Annotated in this window: 13 protein-coding genes; 9 read left to right on the forward strand and 4 right to left on the reverse strand. The window is 72.1% G+C overall.

From position 1 onward, the window contains the following. The first annotated feature begins 54 nt into the window (after window positions 1-54). The 6 genes from ACWGJ5_RS22315 to dnaK all read left to right on the forward strand — a co-directional run bounded on the left by ACWGJ5_RS22315 (window position 55) and on the right by dnaK (window position 8,075). Window positions 55-288 (forward strand): hypothetical protein, encoded by a 234-nt coding sequence (locus ACWGJ5_RS22315; protein ID WP_453311419.1) that lies wholly within the window; start codon window positions 55-57, stop codon window positions 286-288. A 175-nt stretch (window positions 289-463) separates the two neighbouring features. Then, entirely contained in the window at window positions 464-2,611 is a 2,148-nt protein-coding gene (locus tag ACWGJ5_RS22320) for a phage holin family protein (RefSeq protein ID WP_453311420.1), read from the forward strand. Between the two features lie 80 nt (window positions 2,612-2,691). After that, window positions 2,692-3,753 (forward strand): ATP-binding protein, encoded by a 1,062-nt coding sequence (locus tag ACWGJ5_RS22325; RefSeq protein ID WP_453311421.1) that lies wholly within the window; start codon window positions 2,692-2,694, stop codon window positions 3,751-3,753. Between the two features lie 83 nt (window positions 3,754-3,836). Then, a complete protein-coding gene (locus tag ACWGJ5_RS22330) occupies window positions 3,837-5,570 on the forward strand; it encodes a vWA domain-containing protein (protein ID WP_453311510.1) in 1,734 nt (577 codons plus the stop codon). Between the two features lie 82 nt (window positions 5,571-5,652). Further along, a complete protein-coding gene (locus ACWGJ5_RS22335) occupies window positions 5,653-6,078 on the forward strand; it encodes an OsmC family protein (protein ID WP_228620741.1) in 426 nt (141 codons plus the stop codon). A gap of 137 nt (window positions 6,079-6,215) precedes the next feature. Continuing rightward, window positions 6,216-8,075, forward strand: coding sequence for a molecular chaperone DnaK (gene dnaK / locus ACWGJ5_RS22340; RefSeq protein ID WP_453311422.1), 1,860 nt, complete (start codon window positions 6,216-6,218; stop codon window positions 8,073-8,075). A gap of 52 nt (window positions 8,076-8,127) precedes the next feature. Here the strand turns inward: dnaK and ACWGJ5_RS22345 are convergent, their stop codons facing one another. From ACWGJ5_RS22345 to ACWGJ5_RS22355, 3 genes are all read right to left on the reverse strand, one after another. Beyond that, complete coding sequence (locus ACWGJ5_RS22345; RefSeq protein WP_453311423.1) at window positions 8,128-8,937, reverse strand: SAM-dependent methyltransferase; 810 nt, start codon at window positions 8,935-8,937, stop codon at window positions 8,128-8,130. A gap of 38 nt (window positions 8,938-8,975) precedes the next feature. Beyond that, entirely contained in the window at window positions 8,976-9,839 is an 864-nt protein-coding gene (locus ACWGJ5_RS22350) for a helix-turn-helix domain-containing protein (RefSeq protein ID WP_453311424.1), read from the reverse strand. 98 nt (window positions 9,840-9,937) lie between these two features. After that, window positions 9,938-10,768, reverse strand: coding sequence for a helix-turn-helix domain-containing protein (locus tag ACWGJ5_RS22355; RefSeq protein WP_453311425.1), 831 nt, complete (start codon window positions 10,766-10,768; stop codon window positions 9,938-9,940). A gap of 48 nt (window positions 10,769-10,816) precedes the next feature. On the opposite strand from ACWGJ5_RS22355, the gene ACWGJ5_RS22360 reads away from it, so the two are divergent. From ACWGJ5_RS22360 to ACWGJ5_RS22370, 3 genes are read left to right on the forward strand one after another with little or no spacing between them, the layout of a single operon-like run. Further along, entirely contained in the window at window positions 10,817-11,935 is a 1,119-nt protein-coding gene (locus tag ACWGJ5_RS22360) for an ADP-ribosylglycohydrolase family protein (RefSeq protein ID WP_453311511.1), read from the forward strand. A 56-nt stretch (window positions 11,936-11,991) separates the two neighbouring features. Beyond that, window positions 11,992-12,300 (forward strand): 4a-hydroxytetrahydrobiopterin dehydratase, encoded by a 309-nt coding sequence (locus ACWGJ5_RS22365; protein WP_453311426.1) that lies wholly within the window; start codon window positions 11,992-11,994, stop codon window positions 12,298-12,300. Window positions 12,301-12,304: 4 nt separating this feature from the next. Then, a complete protein-coding gene (locus ACWGJ5_RS22370) occupies window positions 12,305-13,105 on the forward strand; it encodes a class I SAM-dependent methyltransferase (RefSeq protein ID WP_453311427.1) in 801 nt (266 codons plus the stop codon). A 360-nt stretch (window positions 13,106-13,465) separates the two neighbouring features. Here the strand turns inward: ACWGJ5_RS22370 and ACWGJ5_RS22375 are convergent, their stop codons facing one another. After that, window positions 13,466-16,384 carry a glycoside hydrolase family 48 protein gene (locus ACWGJ5_RS22375; protein ID WP_453311428.1) on the reverse strand — a complete coding sequence of 973 codons (2,919 nt, stop codon included), beginning with the start codon at window positions 16,382-16,384 and terminating at the stop codon, window positions 13,466-13,468. Window positions 16,385-16,410: the final 26 nt, after the last annotated feature.

A 16,410-nucleotide genomic window follows, 5' to 3' on the forward strand; every position in this document is an offset into this window, starting at 1 on the left:
TCGGCCCGGGCGGAGGCTGGAGCGTCCCGTGCCCCACCTGCGCTGGGAGGCCTGGTGGGCCGAGCGGTCGCCTTCGTGGCGCGGGGAGGGAAGGGCGGGCCGGGGGCAGCGGAACCCTCCGGGGCCGAAGGTGTCGTCGGCGCGCCGCTGGACCTCGGCCACGTCGTTGCCGAGGGCGGCGAGGGCGTCCTCGGCCGCTTGGCCGCCGGTCGCCGCCAGGCCGTCCCCGGCCGCCGGCCGCTCGGTCGTCCGGCGCGCCTGCGCCGGCTGCACGCCCTGGTGACGTAGCCCCTCACTCGCTGTACCGGAGGTCTGCGCCAGGTCGAGCAGGAGGTGTCCGGTGCCGATGAAGTCAGCGCGGCGACGGCCCGCAACCCGTCAAGGAGTCCTGGCATCGGGCCCGTGTGACAGGGTGGAGCGAGGCCCCGGCGTCGAACGGGCCGGGACGTGGGGTGTGCGGGGCGTGCGGGGCGTGCGGTGGCGGCGGATCGCCAGTCAGATCGGTCGGAGCATCGCCGTATGGGCGGTCTCCACCCTCACCATGCTGGTCCTCGCCGCACTCCTGCCCGACTTCCGGCTCCAGTCCGCCGACGGCGACAGCGTGACTCGCATCGCCGTCACCGCCGCCTGCGGCGCGGGCGCCTTCGGTGTGCTGTCGGCCGTGGTGTGGCCGCTCCTGGTGCGCCTGCTGCTGCTCGTACCCGCCCTCGTGCTGGGCCTGTTGGTCTTCTTCCTCAACGGCTCCCTGCTGCTGCTCGCTCTGCGCATCAACCCTTCCGGCCACGGCGAGGCCGCCCCCGAGACCGCCGTCATCGTGGCCGCGGTGATGTCCGCCGTCGCCTCCGCCACCGGCGCCGCCCTCGCCGTACGCGACGACGAGACCTACCGGCGCCGCCTGCACCGCCTCGCCGCCCGCCGCCGCAGATCCGACCCGCCCTGCCCCGCCACCCCCGGCCTGCTCCTCGTCCAGCTCGACGGCGTCGGCCACGACGTCCTCACGGACGCGGTCCGCAAGGGGGTGATGCCCACGGTCGCGGGCTGGCTGGAGCCGGGGGACGTCATACGGCCGACCGGCGACGACGTCCCCCGGCCCACCCACCGTCTCAACTCCTGGCGCACCGACTGGTCCAGCCAGACCGGTGCCAGCCAGCTCGGCATACTCCACGGCAGTACCTTCGACGTGCCCGCCTTCCGCTGGTACGAGAAGGACCGCGGGGAGGTGATGGTGTGCAACCGCCCGACGAGCGCCGCCGAGTTGCAGCGCCGCGCCGTACGGCACACCGGCGACGGCGGACTGCTCACCGTGGACGGCGCCAGCCGCGGCAACCTCTTCAGCGGCGGCGCCGGCGAACAGGCCCTCGTGCTGTCCATCGCGGCCCGCCGCCGGGGCCGGGAGAACCGTTCCCGCGCCGGTTACTTCGCCTACTTCTCCGACCCCGCGAACGCCGTCCGCACCGCCCTGTCCTTCGTCGCCGAGGTGGTCCGCGAGATCGGCCAGTCCACCCGCGCCCGCCTGCGCGGGCAGCGCCCCCGGGTGAGGCGCGGCGGGCTCTACCCGCTCGTCCGCGCCTTCGCCACCGTCGTCGAACGGGACGTCGTCCTCGCCGCGGTGATGGGCGACATGCTCGCCGGTCGCACCGCCGTCTACGCCGACCTCGTCGCCTACGACGAGGTCGCCCACCACTCCGGTCCGTGCGGCCGGGACGCCGAGCAGGTGCTGCGGCGCCTCGACCGCGCCCTCGCCCTGCTGCAGCGGGTCGCCGAGCACGCGCCCCGTCCGTACCGCATCGTCGTCCTGTCCGACCACGGGCAGAGCCCCGGTGAGACCTTCCGCTCCCGCTACGGACTCACCCTCGGCGACCTGGTCAGGGCCGGGTGCGGGCTGCACGTGCCGCGCCGGGCGGAGGGCACGCACAGCGGGGCCGAGGCCCGTGCCGCCGTCCGGGCCGCACTGCGCCGGCCCGTGGAGGAGAAGGGCGAGCAGCAGCGCCCCGTCCGCCGCTCCGAGCCGATCGTGCTGGCCTCCGGCAACCTCGGCCTGGTCTCCTTCCCGGACGTGCCCCACCGCATGACCAAGGAGGAGATCGACGCCCGCCACCCGGCCCTGCTCACCACCCTCGCCAACCACCCCGGCATCGGCTTCCTGCTGGTGCGCAGCGCGGAGCACGACGGCGTGGTGCTCGGTGCCCACGGCGCCGAGATCCCGCTGGCCAGGCTCGACGACCAGCCCGGCCCGCTGGCCCGGTTCGGTCCAGGCGCCGCCGACGCCGTCCGCCGTACCCACTCCTTCCCGCACACCGCCGACATCATGGTGAACTCAGCCTTCGACCCCGCCGACGGCGAGGTGCTCGCCTTCGAGGAGCAGATCGGCTCCCACGGTGGCCTCGGCGGCGCGCAGTCCCACCCGTTCCTGCTCTCGCCGCTGGAGTTGTCCGCACCGGTCGACGGAGTGGAGGAGCTGACCGGCGCCGAGCAGGTGCACCAGGTGCTGCGCCGCTGGCTGGGCGAGCTCGACGGACCCCAGGTCCCGCTCACCGACGACACCGGTACCGACGGCACCGCTACCGACGACACCGGTACCGACGGCACCGAGGACGAGCGGGCCGCGTGAAAATCGGCTGCGCCCGACCGGCCGGACACCGACACTGTTCGCGTCGTACATGACTCGAACCCCCCTGAGGATGCTCCGCCTTGCAGGCTGCCGTCACCGTCACTCCCGCCCGTGTCCCCGAACTCCTCCTCGGCCTCGCCACCGTCCGGCCCGTGTTCCTCTGGGGCGCCCCCGGCATCGGAAAGTCGTCCCTGGTACGGGAGTTCGCCGACTCGCTCGGCCTGGAGTGCGTGAGCCTGCTCGGTACGCAGCTGGCCCCCGAGGACCTGATCGGCGTGCCGCAGATCCGCGACGGGCGGTCGGTGTTCTGCCCGCCGGAGACGATCGCCCGGGACGAGCCGTACTGCCTTTTCCTGGACGAGTTGAACGCGGCCACCCCGGATGTGCAGAAAGCGTTCTACTCGCTGATCCTCGACCGCCGCATCGGAAACTACGAGCTGCCCGCCGGATCCATCGTCATCGGCGCCGGGAACCGGGCCACCGACAACGCGCTCGCCCGGCCGCTGGCCTCCGCCCTGGTCAACCGGCTCGCCCACGTCCATCTGGAGGTCTCCGCCACGGACTGGCTGGCCTGGGCCGCCGAACACGGCATCCACCCGTGGATCCTGGACCACCTCACCGACCGCCCGGACCACCTGTGGTCCAAGCCGCCGAAAACCGAGGAACCGTTTTCCACGCCCCGCTCCTGGCACATGCTCTCCGACGCCCTGCACTCCTTCGGCCCCGAGCTGGACGAGCCGACCCTGACGGTCCTCGCGCACGGCACGCTCACGCCCGCGCACGCGACAGCGTTCTGCGGTTACGTCAAGGTCGTGCGCAGCCGGTTCGGGATCGAGGCCATCCTCAAGGGCGACGCCCGCTGGCCGCACCGCCTGCAGGACCGCGACCTGCTGTACTACCTCGCCGAGTCCTTCCGCGGCCGGCTCGTCAAGGAACTGCCCGCCGGCAAGGAGCACATGTCGGCGAACGGCCGGCAGATCGCCCACCGCGCCAAGTCGCTGCTGGTGCAGCTCGCCGAGATCTCCGTGGAGGTCGCCCAGACCGTGATCGCCGGGGACACCGACGGCAACCCCGTACTGCCCTCGTGGTTCCTGGTCGAGGCCGCCCGCGACATGCCCCGCCTGGTGGAGGCCCGCCGGTGAGCCGCACCGGGCAGAAGAACGGCCCGAAGAAGACCGGACCGGCGAGGAAACGCGACCTGGCCGGCGAGGCGTTCGCCGAGGGCATGCGGCTGCTGCGTGCGAACCCCGCCCTCACCGCCGTCGACTTCAGCACCTGCCGCAGCGAGACCTGCACCCTCGCTCCGCACGAGGGGCTCCTGGTCGTCGACTCCGACGCCACCGTGCACGCCCGCCCCCACCGGCTCGCCGACCCCGGCGCCTGGGCCTGGGCGCTGGCGCACGCCGCCCTCCACCTCGGGTTCGGGCACGTCCCGGCCGCCAAGGGCCCGCGCGAGCAGCCCGACCGCTACGACCTCGCCGCCCGCTGCGTCGTGGTGAACCGTTTTCTGCTCGGTTTCCCCATCGGCACCACCCCCGAGGAACTGCCGGCGACCTACCCCGACGGGGACGAGGAGCGGCTCGCCGCGCGCTGGCGGGCCCACGGCCTGCCGCCCGCCTACGAGCGCTGCGGCACCGCGGGCGACGCACCCGACCAGGTGCTCACCGAATGGCATGCCTGGCAGGGCCCCGTCCCGGACCGGCAGCTGGCCTTCGCCACCGCGCTGACCCGGACCGTGTCCGCCGCGATGGACGTGGCAGGCGGCCGCCGGGACTCACTCGACGGTGAGCGGACCCCGCAGCGCCCCTGGGAGCGGGCCCTGAGCTGGTTCGTCTCCTCCTACCCGCTGCTCGGCGGCATCGCCGCCGGTATCAAGCTGGTCGCCGACGCCGAACTGGCCCGCGCCCACGGCATCCAGATCGCCGCCGTGAACCCCGAGGCCGGCGAGATCTACATCAACCCGCTGCGCACCTTCGACGCCGAGGAGTGGCGGTTCGTCCTCGCCCACGAGATGCTGCACGCCGCCCTCCGCCACGGCGACCGCTGCGGCCCCCGCGACCCCTTCCTCTTCAACGTCGCCTGCGACTACGTCATCAACGGCTGGCTGGTCGAGATGCGGGTCGGCACCATGCCTGAGGGCCTGCTGCACGACCCGCAGCTGGCCGGCCTGTCCGCCGAGGAGGTCTACGACCGCATCGCCGGCGACCTGCGCCGCGTCCGCCGCCTGGCCACCCTGCGCGGCAAGGGCGCCGGCGACGTCCTCGGTGCCCCGCTGGGGCAGCCCGGCGACTACGTGGACCTGGACGAGTTCTACCGGCGCGGCCTCAGCCGCGGCCTCGACCTGCACCAGGCGCAGGAGCGCGGTTTCCTGCCCGGTGGCCTGGTCGAGGAGATCCGCGCGCTCAGCCATCCGCCGCTGCCCTGGGACGCGCAACTCGCCCGATGGTTCGACGAGTTCGTGCCCCGCCCGGAGCCCGTACGGTCTTTCGCCCGCCCCGCCCGCCGTCAGGCGTCCACCCCCGACATCCCGCGCGCGGGCCGCTGGTTCCCGCCCGAGGAGGTCGCGCGCTGCACCTTCGGGGTGGTCCTCGACACCTCCGGCTCGATGAGCCGCACCCTGCTCGGCAAGGCGCTCGGTGCGATCGCCTCCTACGCCGAGGCCCGGGACGTACCGGCCGCCCGCGTGGTGTTCTGCGACGCGGCCCCGCACGACGCCGGCTATCTCCCGGTCACCGAGATCGCGGGCCGGGTCCGGGTGCACGGGCGCGGCGGCACCGTCCTGCAGCCCGGCATCGACCTGCTGCACCGGTCCGAGGACTTCCCGCCCGCCGCACCGGTGCTGGTGATCACCGACGGCTGGTGCGAGGTGCTGCGGGTGCGCCGCGAGCACGCCTATCTGATCCCGCAGGGAAGTCACCTCCCGTTCATGCCGCGTGGGCCGGTCTTCAGGGTGAGATGAGCCCGGATGTGATCGGATAGGAGCACGGAAAACCCCCGTAACGGGATCTCACGTCACGGGACCCGACGTGAAAGGAATGATCGTGGCCACCACGCGCACCGCGCACACCGTCTGGGAAGGCAATCTGCTCGAGGGGAACGGCGTCGTCACCTTCGACTCCTCCGGCATCGGCGAGCAGCCGGTCACGTGGGCGTCGCGTTCCCAGGACGCGAACGGAAAGACCAGCCCCGAGGAGCTGATCGCCGGCGCTCACTCCAGCTGCTTCTCCATGGCCCTCTCGCACGCCCTGGCCGGCGCCGGCACCCCGCCCACCAGGCTCGACACCAAGGCCGACGTGACCTTCCAGCCGGGCGAGGGCATCACCGGCATCCACCTCACCGTGCGCGGCGAGGTGCCGGGCCTGGACGCGGAGGGCTTCGCCTCGGCCGCCGAGGAGGCCAAGAAGAACTGCCCGGTCAGCCAGGCCCTGGCCGGTACGACGATCACCCTGACGGCCGAGCTGGCCTGACGCCCGTACGGCCCCGGATGCCGCGTCCCGCTCCTGGGGCGCGGCATCGCCGTGTGCGGGTACCCGGCCATTGACAGCGTCGCGGGCACGTCCTCTGCTGGGAGTGCGGCAGGCGCCCGGGCGGAAGGGGACGGACCATGGCACGTGCGGTCGGGATCGATCTCGGGACGACGAACTCGGTGGTGGCCGTCCTGGAGGGCGGCGAGCCCACTGTTGTCACCAACGCGGAGGGTGCGCGCACCACGCCGTCCGTGGTGGCGTTCGCGAAGAACGGGGAGGTGCTGGTCGGCGAGGTCGCCAAACGGCAGGCCGTGACCAACGTGGAGCGCACCGCCCGCTCGGTGAAACGGCACATGGGAGACGCGAGCTGGCGCTTCCCCGAGCAGGGCTCCATCGACGGCAGCCGCCTGCGTGCGCAGGAGCTGTCCGCGCGGGTGCTGCAGAAACTGAAGCGGGACGCGGAGGCCTACCTCGGCGAGGACGTCACGGACGCCGTGATCACCGTACCGGCGTACTTCGACGACGCCCAGCGGCAGGCCACCAAGGAGGCCGGCGAGATCGCGGGCCTGAAGGTGCTCAGGATCATCAACGAGCCGACCGCCGCCGCCCTCGCCTACGGCCTGGACCGGGGCGACGAACAGACGGTCCTCGTCTTCGACCTCGGCGGCGGCACCTTCGACGTGTCCCTGCTGGACATCGGCGACGGCGTCATCGAGGTCAAGGCCACCAACGGCGACACCCACCTCGGCGGCGACGACTGGGACCAGCGGATCGTCGAGTACCTGGTGAAGCGGTTCAAGGGGAGTTACGGCATCGACCTCGGCGCCGACAAGATGGCGGTGCAGCGGCTGCGCGAGGCCGCCGAAAAGGCCAAGATCGAGCTGTCGTCGTCCTCGGAGACGACGATCAACCTGCCCTACATCACCGCCTCCGCAGAGGGCCCGCTGCACCTGGAGGAGAAACTGACCCGGGCCCAGTTCCAGGAGCTGACCGCCGATCTGCTCGACCGCTGCAAGAAACCGTTCCACCAGGCCGTCCAGGACGCCGGGATCCAGCTGTCCGCGATCGACCACGTCATCCTCGTCGGCGGCTCCACCCGGATGCCCGCCGTCACCGACCTGGTGCGCGACCTCACCGGCAAGGACCCGCACAAGGGCGTCAACCCCGACGAGGTGGTCGCCGTCGGCGCCGCCCTGCAGGCCGGCGTCCTGCGCGGCGACGTCAAGGACGTCCTGCTGCTCGACGTCACGCCGCTGTCCCTGGGCATCGAGACCAAGGGCGGCATCATGACCAAGCTGATCGAACGCAACACCACGATCCCGACGCGCCGTTCGGAGATCTTCACCACCGCCACCGACAACCAGCCCTCGGTCGGCATCCAGGTCTACCAGGGCGAACGCGAGATCGCCGCCTACAACAAGAAGCTCGGCGTCTTCGACCTCACCGGCCTGCCGCCCGCCCCGCGCGGCGTGCCGCAGATCGAGGTGGCCTTCGACATCGACGCCAACGGGATCATGCACGTCTCCGCCAAGGACCTGGCGACGGGCCGCGAGCAGAAGATGACCGTCACCGGCGGTTCCGCGCTTCCCAAGGACGACATCGACCGCATGATGCGGGAGGCCGAACAGTACGCCGAGGAGGACCGGGGGCGCCGCGAGGCCGCCGAGACCCGCAACCAGGCCGAGCAACTCGTCTACCAGACCGAGAAGTTCATCCGCGACAACCACGACCGCGTCCCCGCCGACACGCGCGGCGAGGTCGAGACGGCCGCGGCGGAACTGAAGACCCTGCTGGAACAGAACGCCGACACCACCGCCCTGCGCACCGGCGTGGAGAAACTCGCCACCGTCAGCCAGAAGATGGGGCAGGCCATGTACGCGTCCGCCGCCGCCGGCGGCCAGACGACACAGGAGGACGAGACCCCGGCCGACACGGAGGGCGTGGTCGACGCGGAGATCGTGGACGACGAACACGACAGCAAGGGCGGAGCCGCCTGACGCCTGCCCGGCCGGGGGCGCACGGCGGCACACACCAGCGGAGGAAGGGCGGTCAGCGCTTGACCGCCACCCCCGCGTACACCGGCACGACGCCCTCCGCCTGGGCCGCCACGTCCACCGGCTCCGGGCGCCAGCCGTACACCGGGATGACGCCGGGACCGAGCAGCTCCAGGCCGTCGAAGAAGCGGTAGAACTCGGGCAGCGTGCGGGGGTGGAACGGCGTGCCGCTCCTGCGGAACAGCTCGGCCGCTCTGGCCACACCCTCGGGGCTGAGGTCCTGGGTGACCTGGGACAGGATCAGGAAACTGCCGGGGGTGAGCTCGTCGACGTACCGCTTGACCAGCCCGAACACATCGTCCTCCCGCTCACCCAGGTAGTGGGTGAGCGCGATCAGGGACAGCGCGACCGGGCGGCGGAAGTCGAGGAACTCGCCAGCCGGCCCCAGGATGGTGTCGGGATCGCGGACATCGGCGTGGACGTAGTCCGTGCTGCCCTCGGCGGCACTCCGCAGCAGCGCCTCGGCGTGCCGGAGCACGATCGGGTCGTTGTCCGCGTAGACCACCCTGGACTCCGGGGCCACGCCCTGGGCGACCTGGTGCAGGTTGGGCTCGGTCGGGATACCGGTCCCGATGTCGAGGAACTGCCGTACCCCGGCCTCGGCCGCCGCCCGGACGGCCCGGTGCATGAACCGCCGGTTGGCCCGCGCCCCGCGTACCACCGTGCCGTCCACGGCGAGGATCCTGCGCGCCAGCTCCTCGTCCACCGGGTAGTTGTCCTTGCCGCCCAGCCACCAGTCGTACACCCGGGCGGGGTGCGGACGGCTGGTGTCGATCGGCGTGGGCGTGGCATCGCGTGCGGTCATACGGCTGTTTCCCCCAGAGAATCGGTCGGGACGTGGCGTCACAAGGTCTTGCGGAACTCCCGCAGCAGGTTCTGTGTGCGCTGTGCCGACGCGGCGCGGGCCGTCATGTGGTCCAGCACCTCCAGATGCGCGGCCACCTCGCGGCGGGAGTCCAGGTACAGGGCGCCGGTCAGGTACTCGGTGAACACCATGTCCGGCAGCTCCGGCTCGGCGAAGCGGAACAGCGTGAACGGCGCGTAGGTCCCCGGATGCGGCCCCGCAGCGAACTCGGCGAGCTGGAGGGTGACCCGGTCCCGCTCGATGTACTCCAGCAGCTTGTCCAGCTGCTCGCGCATCACCTCGCCGCGCATGCTCACCGGGCGCCGCAGCACCGTCTCGTCCATGATCACCCAGAGGTGGGGCGGGTCGTCCCACTCCAGCAGCCGCTGCCGCTCCATGCGCAGCGACACATGCCGCTCCACGGACTGCGGCGAGGTCTGCCCGATCGTCCCGGCCTCCAGCACCGCCCGCGCGTAGTCCTCCGTCTGCAGCAGACCGGGTATGAAGTGCGGCTCGTAGGAGCGGATGATCCGGGCGGCGCCCTCCAGGCTGACGTACAGGCTGAACCAGTCGGGGAGCACGTCGTGGAACCGCTGCCACCAGCCCGGCTGGTTCGCCTCCTCGGCCAGCCGCACGAACGCGGCCGCCTCCTCCTCGGGCACCCCGTAGGTGTCCAGCAGCACCTGCACGTACGGGATCTTCAGCGCGACCTCGGCCGTCTCCATCCGCCGTACGGTCGCCGACGCCACCCTGAGGACCCTGGCGGCCTCCTCCCGGCCGAGGCCCGACGCCTCGCGCAGTTCCTGCAACCGTTTACCGAGCACCACCTGGCCCACGGTGGGCGCAGCCCGCCGCTCACTCACGCCACGCCTCCCCTACGCGCCGAAGTACGCGGGCAGTCTGCCATGTGATCCCCTCTCGCACACCGGTCCGAGGCGACGGGGACCGCGGGACAGGGGGGTCAACCGGCCAGCCCGTGCAGGTACTTGGCGGTTGCCGGGTCCGCCGGCAGGAACGTCTCGATGGCGAGCTCGGCGACCGTGACGTCCATCGGCGTGTTGAACGTGGAGATCGACGACACGAACGACAGGATCCGGCCGTCGTGCTCGATGAGCATCGGCAGCGCGAAGTACGGGACGGGCTCGGCCGGTTCAACACCCGGCGCGTCCTCGGGCACCGGGTAGGCGGCCACCTCCTCGTACAGGGCGCGCAGCTGGTCCGAGCGCTGCAGGGCGATCTGCCGCTCCATCTGCGCGAGCAGATGCCCGCGCCACTCGCGCAGATTGCGGATGCGCGGTGCGAGACCCTCCGGATGCAGGGTCAGCCGCATCGCGTTCGGCGACGACATCAGTGTCTCCGGCACGCCGTCCAGCAGCATCATGATGCCCCGGTTCGCGGTGACGACCGTGTACCCGGCGTCGACCACCAGCGCCGGATAGGGCTCGTAGCCCTGGATGAGGCGTTCCATGCCGTCGCGCAACGCGTCCAGCGCCGGGTCGTCCAGCGGGGTCTCCGGATAGTGCGGGGCGTAACCGGCCGCCAGCAGCAGCGCGTTGCGCTCGCGCACCGGCACGTCCAGATGTTCGGCGAGCCGCAGCACCATCTCCTCGCTCGGCCGGGACCGGCCGGTCTCGATGAAGCTGATGTGCCGGGCCGAGGAGTCGGCGCGCAGCGCCAGCTCCAGCTGGGAGACCCGGCGCCGCTCCCGCCAGGCGCGCAGCAGCGGGCCGACGCCCTTGTCGGCGGCGGGGGCGGTGGCGGACGCGGAGGGACCGGAAGCGACAATGGTCATACGTCCGACCGTAGTCGAGGAGTCGCTGAGGAGTTGCTTCAGTTGGGCATGAACGAGCCGTGGTCGAAGCCGTGGCGGACCTCGTCCCCGCAGGCGTCCCTTCAGGCCTCGGCCGTGTACCGGGCCAGGGTCCGCGGCTGTCTCCTGGGCGGCGCGCTCGGTGACGCCCTCGGCTACCCGGTGGAGTTCTCCACCCTGGACCGTATCCGCGCCACCCACGGTGCGCGCGGTGTAACCGGTTTCGTCCCCGGGGCTCACGGCGCGGTCGGCCTGATCAGCGACGACACCCAGATGAACCTGTTCACCGTCGAGGCCCTGATCCAGGCGCACGCACGGGAGCGCGAGAAGGGCATCGGCGGCGCCTGGCCCCTGCTGCTGCGCCAGGCCTACGAGCGCTGGCTGGAGACCCAGTCGAAGCCCGGCCCCGAGCAGCCGGCGCAGCCGCAGTCCGGCACCGCACCGGCCGGCGGCCTGGTCACCGAGGCCTGGCTGTATGCCCGCCGCGCCCCCGGCAACGCCTGCCTGTCCGGTGTGGCCCGGATGTACGCGCCCGACCCCGCGCTCCCGCTGGACGGCACACCGGGCGAGGTCAACCCCGACTCCAAGGGCTGCGGCACGGTCATGCGCTCGGCCCCCTTCGGCCTGGCGGGGCCCGCCGAGGAGGCCTTCGCCATGGCCGCGCGCGGCGCCCAGATCACCCACGGCCACCCCACCGGCTACTACGCCGCCGGCGCGCTCGCCGCGATCGTGGCGCACCTGGTCGCCGGGGAGTCCCTGGAGGGCGCCGTACTGCGCACGCTGCGGCTGCTGGAGCGGCACCGTGGCCACACGGAGACCACGGCCGCCCTGCGCGCCGCCCTGGACCTCGCCGCCGACGGGACGCCGACGGCCGAGAAGGTGGAGTCCCTCGGGGCGGGCTGGGTCGCCGAGGAGGCCCTCGCCATCGGCGTCTACTGCGCGCTCGCCGAGCCCGATACCGGGCAGGCCCTGCTGCTGGCCGTCAACCACTCGGGCGACAGCGACTCCACCGGCTCGATCTGCGGCAACCTGCTCGGCGCGCTCTGCGGCGACACCGGCCTGCCGCACGCCTGGGTGGCCCGGGTGGAGGGCCGGGACCGGATCGCCGCGCTCGCCGACGACCTCGCGGCGGAGTGCGCACGCGGCTGACGTGGCAGGCTGAACCCGTAGCCCGTGTTGCAGCCCCCTCGAAGGGAGACCCGGCCATGGCCGTCGAACCGCTGTCGCAGAAGGAGATCGAGGACCGGCTCGCCGAGCTGCCCGGCTGGTCGGTGGACGACACCGGCCGGCTCACCCGCTCCTACCGCCTCGGCTCGCACGTCGCGGCGGCGGCGCTCGTCATGCACGTCGCCGCCGTCCAGGACGAACTGGACCACCACTCCGACCTCACCCTCGGCTACAACACCGTCTCCCTCAGCGTCCACACACACAGCGCGGGCGGCGCTCTCACCGCGAACGACTTCGCGCTCGCCCGCAGGGTGGAGGACATCGCCCCAGGTCACCAAGCACACTGAGGGCGTGCTCGACTACGACAAGGAAGCCGACGCCTATGACGCGTCCCGGGGCGGCGAGGCCCGCGCCGCGGCGGCCACACGGGCGGTGCTCGGCCTGATCCCCGAGGGGCCGGGCCGCCTGCTCGACGTGGCCTGCGGCACCGGCATCGTCACCCGCCGGCTGGCCGACGACCGTCCCGCGCTCCGGGTGACGGGCGCCGACCTCACCGCCGCCATGGTGCGCAGGGCGGGCGCACGGCTGCCGAACGCGATCGTACGGGCCGACAGCCGCCGGCTGCCGTTCCGTACCGGCACCTTCCACGCCGTCACCAGCATCTGGCTGCTGCACCTGCTGCAGGACGCCGAGGACGTCCGCGCGATCGTCGCCGAGTGCGCCCGGGTGCTGCGGCCCGGCGGGCTCTACGTCACCACCGTCGACAAGGCCGCGGCGCACGACGTCGGCAGCGACATCGACGCCGTCCTCGCCTCCCGTCCGCGCCGCCCTGCGCAGGACGCCGCCGCCACCGTCACCGCGCACGCCGTCCGGCACGGGCTCCGGCCGGCCGGCGCCACCGCGTTCCCCGGCGTCGGGCAGGGCCGCAGCCCCCGCGTCACCGTCGCCGACCTGCGCCGCGGCTGGTTCACCCAGCTGCCACCGGGCGAGCCGCGCACCGAGGAGTTCGCCGCGAGCCTGTCCCGCCTCCCGGACCAGGACCGCCCCCGCCCGGACCCGGTGTTCGCGGTGCGCGCCTTCCAAAAACCCCTGGAGGACCGACACCGGGACACGGCAAGTCCCCTGAAACGGGCGGCAATTGAGGGCGCGTGACGGCAACTCCCGGCCAGCCGGCGGCCCCCGTACTCACGGCCGTCGAGGCGCGCGCTGCGGGACGAGGGGCAGGCGCCCGAACGGGTGGCCGTTGGAACGCCGCATGGGGCACAATCGGCGTTCCGGAGACGGCTGCCGGAGCCCGACGACGGCACTACCCGACGACGGGATCCCGGCGACCCGCCCCGGCCGGGCCTCGGCTGAGGGCCGCCCGCGTCACGGCGCCCCGCGCGGTGCATGGGGGGCACCGGACGTCACCTTCGGGGTCTGAGCTCACCGTGCGTAGACGCGACGACCGGGCGGCCCCCAGTGCGGGTGGGGGCCGCCCGTCGCGGAACGCGGAGCCTTGGCGGGGCCGGGCTATTCGAGAAGCTCCGCGTACGAGCCCATGGCCAGGGCGATGTCCGCCTGGGCCCAGAACCGGTGATAGGTGAAGCTGGGCGCGGCGCCGCCCTTGAGGTAGGACTCGATCTTCGACCAGGCGGGGTCGTTCTTGTAGAAGGACCGGATCGAGGTGAACGTGGCCGAGGAGTTGATCGCGTCGCCGTTCGGCATGGTGCCGCTCCAGCCGCTCGGCACGTACACGCTGTCGCCGAACCGGCTGTAGTCGCTGCGGGTCTCGGGGACGGCGATGCCCTGGCTGTCCTGGTAGTTGTTCCACATGCCGTCCAGCAGCGCCTTCGCCGTGGACTTCGCCGTCGCGTCACCGGACTTGGCGCCGTAGTACGTCAGCGTCTTGGCGTACGCCGCCGCCACGCCGACGTCGTCGGTGTAGTCGGCGACCGTGACGTGAAGTCCGGTGTTGGAGCCGGGACTTGACGGGTTCCAGGTGTCGGGCTGACCCGACCACTGCAGGGTCGAGGGGATCCGGTAGGTGCCGTCGGGGTTGATCGTGGTCCTGGACAGCGCCCACTTGACCCACTTGTCGAGGACCGCCTTGGCGGTGGCGTTCCCGGTCTGCTGGTAGTACTCGGCGACCCGCTCCATCGACCACGCCTGGAACCCGAACCACTGGTTGGACGGCGGGTCGTGGTAGACGGGCTCCCAGTCGTAGTACATGCCGTAGAAGGTCGGTGTCCCGGCCGGCGGGGTGGCGTAGCGGCCCTGCCAGCTGTTGGTCGCGCCGCCCGCGATCGCGCCCTCGGACGACTGCAGCCACTGGTAGAACTCCAGCTGCCGCTGCAGCGACTTGCCCCAGTCCGAGGGGCCGGTGGCCGACTTGGGCTCCAGGTCCGGGTAGCTGCTCAACGCGTACGCGGCGAGCGGGTTCTGGTAGCCGCCGTGGACATGACTGGAGCCGATCCGCCACGCCCAGCCCGCACCGGAGTCGGTGGCGCCGCCCCAGGCGTAGTACCAGGAGAGCAGATAGTGCGAGGCGTCCTTGCCGGTGCCGGCCGGGCAGGCGGAGGTGCCCACGCAGTTGCCGATCTTCTTGAAGTACTTGTCGTACATGGCGTAGCGCAGGTAGTCGCCCATCTTCGCGGCCTTGGCGACGGTCGCGGAGACGTCACCGCCCCTGCCCTGCTGTTTTGCCCACACGTCCGCCCAGTACGCCGCCTGTACCGCGCGGGCGTCCGCGTCCGGAGCGTCGGTGTACTTCCACTGCCTGGCGTAGGAGCTGTCGCCGGTGAACAGGTCCAGGTAACCGTTTCTGCCGCCGTACCTGAAGGCGTCGCAGGTCGGCTGCGGTACCGTCTCCCACACCGATTCCTGCGGGCCGCGCTGGAAGGTGTTCAGGTACGACGGACCGCTCGCCGTCGGCCCGCCCTCGCAGGTGCCGCCCGGAGTGTCGCCGTAGCCGTAGACGTTGTCGACGTCCTCGATCCAGTGCATGCCGTAGACGTCGTCCGTGCCGTAGGCGCTCTTCAGCTCACCGGCGATCGGGTCCGACCCGACGGACACGGACGTGTCCAGCTTCGCCGGGTACTGGTCCGGGGTGTCCTCCTCGGGCGCGTAGGTCGCCGGCTTGGAGGCGTTGTAGAAGGAGTTCGTCGGCTGGTCGGCGTGGGTGGGGATCATGTACTTCTCCATCAGGGCCCACGCACCGTTGAACTTCGACCAGTCGCCGGTGACCTTGCCGTACATCGCCTGCAGCCACAGCAGGTAGCTGTACGCCTCCGAGGTGGTCTCGTGACCGTAGTCCGGGGCCTCCACGATCAGGGTCTCCACCGAGTGGTACGGGATGCCCTGTGGGGAGAAGTAACCGTTTGCCGGGTTGGTGATCTTCCCGTACAGGTCCAGGAAACGGGCGCCGTACGCCTTCGTCGCGGCCAGCTCCGTCACCGTGACCGTCGCCTTGGTGTGGCCGGTGGCCGAGGCGGTGAAGGCCGCCGAGCCGGTTCCGGAGGAGTCCGCCGTGACGGTGACCGTCTGTGCGGTGTTCCAGTCGGACGGAGTGAAGGTGAGGGAGGAACCGCCGGTGACGGACAGGCCGGTGTTGCCGTCCGTGCGGGCCACGTTCACCGTCACGTTCGCGCTCGGCTGCGTCGACAGCTTCACGTCGAATGTGCCCGACTTGCCCTGCTGGACGCCCAGTTGGGTTGGGGAGGCCACGACCGCCGGTCCCGAGGCGACCGTGATGCCCACCGGCGCGGACTCGGCGGACGCGCCCAGGCTGTCGTACGCCTTCGCCACCAGCGAATGACCGCCCACGGTCAAATCAGAGACGGAAAGGGTGTACGGCGCGCTCGTGTCCGTCCCCAGCAGCGTGGTGTCGTCGTAGAACTCCACCTTGCTGATCGTCGCGTTGTCGGCGGCCGCGGCCGTCGCCGCGAGGGGCACCGCGTCCCCCTGGGTGTACACCGCGCCCGCGCCCGGGCTGGTCAGCACCGTCACCGGCGGCTGATGGGCGCCGGCGCAGGTCGTGCCGTTCACGGTGAAGGAAGCGGGGGCGGTGTTGGTGCCGCTGTAGCTGAACTGCGCACCGGTGGAGACGGCGGCGCCCGCGGCGATGGTGCCGTTGTACGAGGCGTTCTGCACGGTGACGGTCCTGCCGGACTGGGACCAGGTGCCGTTCCAGCCGGTGGACAGCGTCTGGTTGCCCGTGTAGGCGTAACCCAGTGTCCAGCCGTCGATCGCGTCCGTGCCGCGGTTGGTGATCGTGAGGTCGGCGGTGAAACCGGTTCCCCAGTCGTTGGTCTTGTAGTCGACGCTGCACTGCACGGACGCCGCGTGCGCGGTCGTGGCGCCGGTGGCGAGCATCGACAGGGGCAGGGCGAACGCGGCCGCCACGGCGGTCCAAAGCCGCCGCACGGCTCTGCGTCTGCGTCCGGGATCCATGTGCTGGTTCCTCCTTGCGGCTTGCA

Source organism: Streptomyces sp. NPDC054783, assembly GCF_053611725.1.

Coding starts and splice junctions, on each gene's coding strand:
- ACWGJ5_RS22330 (WP_453311510.1), top strand. CDS start 3,837: ATGCGGCTGCTGCGTGCGAACCCCGCCCTCACCGCCGTCGACTTCAGC.
- dnaK (WP_453311422.1), top strand. CDS start 6,216: ATGGCACGTGCGGTCGGGATCGATCTCGGGACGACGAACTCGGTGGTG.
- ACWGJ5_RS22345 (WP_453311423.1), bottom strand. CDS start 8,937: ATGACCGCACGCGATGCCACGCCCACGCCGATCGACACCAGCCGTCCG.
- ACWGJ5_RS22355 (WP_453311425.1), bottom strand. CDS start 10,768: ATGACCATTGTCGCTTCCGGTCCCTCCGCGTCCGCCACCGCCCCCGCC.
- ACWGJ5_RS22360 (WP_453311511.1), top strand. CDS start 10,817: ATGAACGAGCCGTGGTCGAAGCCGTGGCGGACCTCGTCCCCGCAGGCG.
- ACWGJ5_RS22365 (WP_453311426.1), top strand. CDS start 11,992: ATGGCCGTCGAACCGCTGTCGCAGAAGGAGATCGAGGACCGGCTCGCC.
- ACWGJ5_RS22375 (WP_453311428.1), bottom strand. CDS start 16,384: ATGGATCCCGGACGCAGACGCAGAGCCGTGCGGCGGCTTTGGACCGCC.